The sequence below is a fragment of the Embleya sp. AB8 genome (genome assembly GCF_049739465.1).
Lineage (GTDB): Bacteria > Actinomycetota > Actinomycetes > Streptomycetales > Streptomycetaceae > Embleya.
The window spans coordinates 1-5,242 of record NZ_JBMHHY010000063.1; the positions used below are offsets into that span (position 1 = coordinate 1).

Annotated in this window: 3 protein-coding genes; 1 reads left to right on the top strand and 2 read right to left on the bottom strand. The window is 75.1% G+C overall.

Annotated features, from left to right (window positions below; all coding sequences use genetic code 11):
* Positions 1–786: 786 nt before the first annotated feature.
* On the bottom strand, positions 787–2,139 hold the full coding sequence (locus tag ABIA38_RS45010) for a hypothetical protein (protein ID WP_424644859.1): 1,353 nt from the start codon (positions 2,137–2,139) through the stop codon (positions 787–789).
* A 212-nt stretch (positions 2,140–2,351) separates the two neighbouring features.
* Positions 2,352–3,728 (bottom strand): transcriptional regulator, encoded by a 1,377-nt coding sequence (locus ABIA38_RS45015; RefSeq protein ID WP_424644860.1) that lies wholly within the window; start codon positions 3,726–3,728, stop codon positions 2,352–2,354.
* Between the two features lie 445 nt (positions 3,729–4,173).
* Between ABIA38_RS45015 and ABIA38_RS45020 the strand changes: the two genes are divergently transcribed.
* On the top strand, positions 4,174–4,830 hold the full coding sequence (locus ABIA38_RS45020; protein WP_424644861.1) for a bifunctional DNA primase/polymerase: 657 nt from the start codon (positions 4,174–4,176) through the stop codon (positions 4,828–4,830).
* Positions 4,831–5,242: the final 412 nt, after the last annotated feature.

Consider the following 5,242-nt stretch of genomic DNA (forward strand, 5'->3'; position numbering starts at 1 on the left):
CGCGGCAGGCGCGGCGAGCGCGGCAGGCGCGGCGAGCGCGGCAGGCGCGGCGAGCGCGGCAGGCGCGGCGAGCGCGGCAGGCGCGGCGAGCGCGGCAGGCGCGGCGAGCGCGGACCCGTCACCCGGCAGTCGGCACACCCGGACCGCCGGGACGGAACGCATTCCGCGCTTCCCCTGGCGGCCACGACACCCCCTCGCCGTCGAGGAAGGGTGGCCGGCCTCGCGCGGGTCGGCGCTTCCGGGCCGCAGTCGCCGGAACGCACCCCGCGCCTCCGCCGGGATCGGCCACGGCGCCACCCGCCACATCCCGGCAACGAGCCGAGCGCAGCGAGTGGCCCGAAGGACGGGCGGTCGCGCGCGAATCGGTGCAGGCGACCCGCCGCCGTCGGGACGCGTCTCGCGCCTCCGCCGGCGCCGACCGCGACACCCCACGCCACGCCCGACAACCGGGCGAGCGCAGCGAGCGGCCCGAAGAGCGACCGGTCGCGCGGAAGTCGGCGCATACGGTCGCCGGCGCCGGACCGATCGCGGCGTCCACCGGCGCACCTCGGCAGCGCGGCCCGGGGTCGGGCGGTCGGGCGGTCGGGCGGTCAGGCGGTCAGGCGGTCAGGCGGTCAGGCGGTCAGGCGGTCAGGCGGCGGATGGTGCGCGGCGTGGCGGGCGTAGGACGGGCCCGTGCCCCCGGCGGGGGTGCGCGGCGCGTCAACGTCAAGAGGTTTCGGGTTGTCGGCGGATCGGCCTCGGTGGGTCGAGGACGAGCCGAAACGTGAGCCCCCGCCGGTGGGTTCAGAAGTCGCCGGCCGAGCGCTTCTTGAGGTTGTTGCCGCCGGCTATCGGGTTCCAGAGGCCGACCACCTTGTTCTTGGCCGTGGTGGCTCGGCCGCCCGCGCGGTCGGCGGCGCGTTTGTGGTCGGTGTAGTCGGCGCGATGGTCGCGGCACCCGCCCGAGGCCATCTCCGTTCCCCAGGCCGCGAGTTCGCGGTCCGACTCGGCCGAGGCGGTCCATGCCTCGCGCAGGCCGGCGACCAGATCGGCGCCGCTCGGGAGCTTGTCGGTGGTCAGCTTGCCCAGGCCGGCGATCTGCTGGTCGCGCTGCTGCGCGGCGGCGGCCAGTGCCTGGGCGCCGGCCGCCGGGTCCTCGCACTTCTGGATCTGCTGGACGGCCTGCGACACGGCCTGCCTTGAACCCGCCCCGGACTGGAGGAGTTGGTCCACGGCGGACGCCTGCGCGGCGGTGTCGTCGGCCTTGGCGGGCGGCGGCGCGGCGGTCTGCGGCGCGGCGCCGCCCGCCGGGTCCGGCTTGGTGCTCGAATTACTCGCCGCCGCGCCCTTGTTCGCCGCCGGGTCGCTCTTGTCGTCGTTGCCGAACGCACCGCTGGCGAACACCCCGATCGCGGCGACCACGACGAGCGCACCGACCCCGGCGGCGATCAGCGGCGTCCTGGACCGCCCGGAGCCCGGGCCGGGGTCGGCGTACCCACCCGGCCCGGCCGCGGGCGGCGGGGACCCGGCGGGCGGCGCGTACGACTGGCCGTAGGACGGCTGTTGGGCGTACGGCTGGGGCGCGGGATACCCGCCGGTCGCCGCCGGTTGCGCCGAGTGGGCCGGCGGCATCGGCTGCCCGGGCGGCGGCGCGCCGTCCTCGTCCCGGAACAGTCCGGCCGGGAACACCTGCGTGGCGTCCGCCGGCCCGACGGGCTGCGGACCGGCCGCCGGCGCCGCCCCCATCGGCGAGCCGACCGCCCCGGGCGGCGCGTGCGGCGGGCGCGGCGGCACACCCCCGGGGGCGCCAGGCGCACCGGGCGCACCGGGCGGCGCGAAGCCGGGCGGGTTCGGGGCGTAGGCCGGTGCCGGTGCCGGTACCGGCGGCTGTCGAAACGCCTGCGTCGCCGCGTAGTGCTGTTGCTGCCCCGGATATGGGTGCTGTTGCTGCCCCGGATATGGCGGCTGCTGCCCGGGCCCGGGATAGTGCCCCGGGTCGTACGGCTGCGGTGGCCCCTGGTCCGCGTAGTCGTCGAACCTCGGCAGCGCCTCGGTCTCGTCGCGCGGGAGTTCGAGCGGGCCGAAGGGCGAGGGCCCCGGTTGCCCGCCGTTGCGGCCCGGTCCGCCCGTGCCGCCGTCCGCTCCACCGGATCCCATGCCATCCACCCGTTCGTCGCCTCGAAGCCGTCGCGCCGGGCGGTCGCCCGACCGGCCGGATCGCCCGGCGGCCGGTGGCCCCGACCGCCCGACGGTAACTCAGACGTTCGAGTGACGAACAGCGGCGCATCCCTCGGGCCTCCGAGGGCGTGTCTTCGGGCCCCGTCGGGCGCCTGAAGACACGCCCCCGGCCCGATCCGCCGCGGCGGCCCTCAGACCGGGACGGCGTGTACGGCCTCGGCGAATTCCCGGACCACGAGCTCCTCCCGATACGGCTCGAGCCGGCGCTGGAAGTCCTTGAGGTATTCGAGCCCGCGCGCCGAGTGCAGCCGGCCCACCAGGTCCAGCGCCTCCGAGCCGACCGCGCACGCCTCGTCGAGCCGGTTCTGCTGCAGATGCGCGGTGGCCAGGAGCAGGGTGTCCACCGCCCGGCGCCGCACCCGCGTGTCGGCGTGCCCGCCCAGTGCCTCCCGGGCCGCGCTCTCGGCCTGCCGGGGCCGGTCCAGATCGCGGTAGCAGTGCGCGAACTCGTCCGACAGATACGCCTGCGAGAAGTGCTCGATCCAGGCCGGGTCCTCGCCCGGCGTGGCCAGGTCCATCGCCGACTGGGCCCGGGACAGCGAGGATTCGCACGCGCGCAGGTCGCCGAGCAGCGCGTGCCCGCGCGCCTCGGCGGCGTGGAACATCGCCTGCGTGGTCGGCGTGGCCTCGTGCTTGGCGCCCTCCTGCGCGGCGCGCGCGAGCTGGGTGATCTCGCGCGGATTGCCCAGGCTGCCCGCGAGATGGCTCATCCCGGCGGCCAGTACGTAGCCGCCGTAGGCCCGGTCCCCGGCGGCCTGGGTCAGCCGCAGGGCCTGGATGTAGTAGCGCTGGGCGAGACCCGGCTGGCCGGTGTCCACGGCCATGTAGCCGGCCAGCTCGGTGAGCCGGGCCACCGCCGCGAACAGCGCGCGGCCCGTCTCGTCGGAATAGGTCCCGTTGAGCAATTGGGTGACCACGCTGCCCAGGTAGTGCACCACGACCGGCCGGATGTGCCCGGCGCCGAACCGGTGGTCGAGCGCGGAGAGCATGTCCGTGGTCGCGCACACCGCCTCGATGTCCGAGGCGCCCACCCGCGGCCCGCCGATCCGGGCCACCTGCGGGTCCGGCTCGGTGATCAGCCAGTCCCGGCTGGGCGCGACCAGGGCGGCCACCGCGACCGAGGAGTTGAGCAGGAAGTCGCGCCGGTTGACGTCGCTGCGCCACAACTCGGTGACCACCTCGACGGTGCCCGCCGGGGTGGCGGCGAACTGGAGGCCGACGTTGGTCGCCAGCGAGCGACCGTCGGCCATGCCGATCTCCTCGACGGTGACCGGCCGGCCGAGCTTGCGCCCGATCGCCTCGGCGATCAGGTTCGGCACCGCGCCGCGCGGCTGCTGGCCGCGCAGCCAGCGGGCCACCGAGGTCTTGTCGTAGCGCAGGTCCATACCGTGCTCGGCCCCGCACATGTTGACCCGTCGGGCCAGCCCGGCATTCGAACAGCCGGCCTCCTGGATCAGTGCCGTCAGCCTCTCGTTGGGCTGCCTCGTCGCCTGCGTTCGCGCGGCCATCGGCGTTCCCTCCCCGACCGTTGGTGCGGGTTCGCGACATGCGGGATCGGCGCGACGGGAAGTTGCCCGGTCCCGTCGTGTCCGCGCCTCGATGCCTGGTGAGTCCGTTATGCGATCAAGCGGACGTCATCCCCGGGTCGGAACTCGATCCCGACCGGAATTGCCGATCTTGCCCGGCAGTCGTATGAAATGTCATCCGAGTACGGAGCGTAGTGACCCGTATAGCGCAGCGGATAGGGCACCCTTCGTTGCGCCCCCCGATCTGCACCCATGCGCCCCCCTTGCGCCGGATGGCGACCGGTGATCCCGTCGCGCCCGATCATCCGGTTTCACCGGTCCCGAGCACAGCCGGGCGGCGCCCGACCCGAAGCCGCGGCGGCGCCGCCGTACGGATGGCCGGGAGCAGAGGGCCACCCGGCCGTAACCATCGCGCGGTCCCGCAGTTGTGCAGCACGTGGAAGACACCCTGGGGGCCCGGCAGCTCGCCCGCGACACGCTTGTGGAGACCGCAATCCGCTACGCCGAGGATCGGCACTGGGACGTGGTTCCCGGCGCCTCGGTGGTCGAGCACAGTGCGGGGCGTCGTTGCAGCTGCGGCCATCCCGGTTGTGCCACCCCCGGCGCACATCCGATCCTGCGCGACTGGGCGGTGGAGGCGGCCGCTTCGCCCGCGCTGATCCGGCGCTGGTGGAGCGAGCACCCGGACGCGGCGATCCTGCTGCCCACCGGCCGCGGCTTCGACGTGATCGACGTCCCCGAACAGGCGGGCTGTCTGGCGCTGGCCCGACTGGAACGTATGGGCCTCCCGCTCGGCCCGGTGATCGCGACGCCGACCCGCCGCCTCCAGTTCCTGGTGCTCCCCGGCGCGCGCGACAAGATGGCCGAAATGCTCCGCCGGATCGGCTGGGGCACCAGCCCGATCGACCTGATCCCCAAGGGCGAGGGCGACTGGGTGGTGGCCCCACCGTCCCGAATGGGCACCTCCGGCAGCGCCACCTGGGCCCGCGAACCCACCGATCTCAACCGCTGGCTCCCCGAGGCCCGAGAACTCGTCAGCCCGATCGCCTACGCCTGCGGCCGAGCCATGACCGAAACCAGGTAACCCGGCCAAGCACCGGCCGGCCTCGCCGGAGGGCACAGCCGAGCCGGGTCCGGTGACTACATCGGACCCGGGCTCGGCGGAAGTCCGGACGCCGAAGCCGCGTACGCCCGAAGGCCAAGCACCGAAGCCGACTCGCATCCCGAGCCGACGGACCCCACCGAGCCGGGACCGGAGAGATACCGTGTCCGCGCACGCCCAAGAGCCGAGCACCGAAGCCGACCCGCGCCCCGAACCGCAAGCGCGGCAAAGCCGGGTCCGGGCTCGGGCCACGGGTCGCCCACGGCCCCGAAACCCCCGCAGCCCGGGTCGCGGGCCCAACCACGCCACCCCGCCGCCCGTGAAACCGCAGGCGAATCAACGGGCACAGCCGAGTCCGGGCCCGAACCACTCGCCGCCCACGCCCCCGAAACCC

Excerpts from the sequence above, each read along its gene's own strand:
- ABIA38_RS45010 (WP_424644859.1), bottom strand. The coding sequence starts at position 2,139 with ATGGGATCCGGTGGAGCGGACGGCGGCACGGGCGGACCGGGCCGCAAC.
- ABIA38_RS45015 (WP_424644860.1), bottom strand. The coding sequence starts at position 3,728 with ATGGCCGCGCGAACGCAGGCGACGAGGCAGCCCAACGAGAGGCTGACG.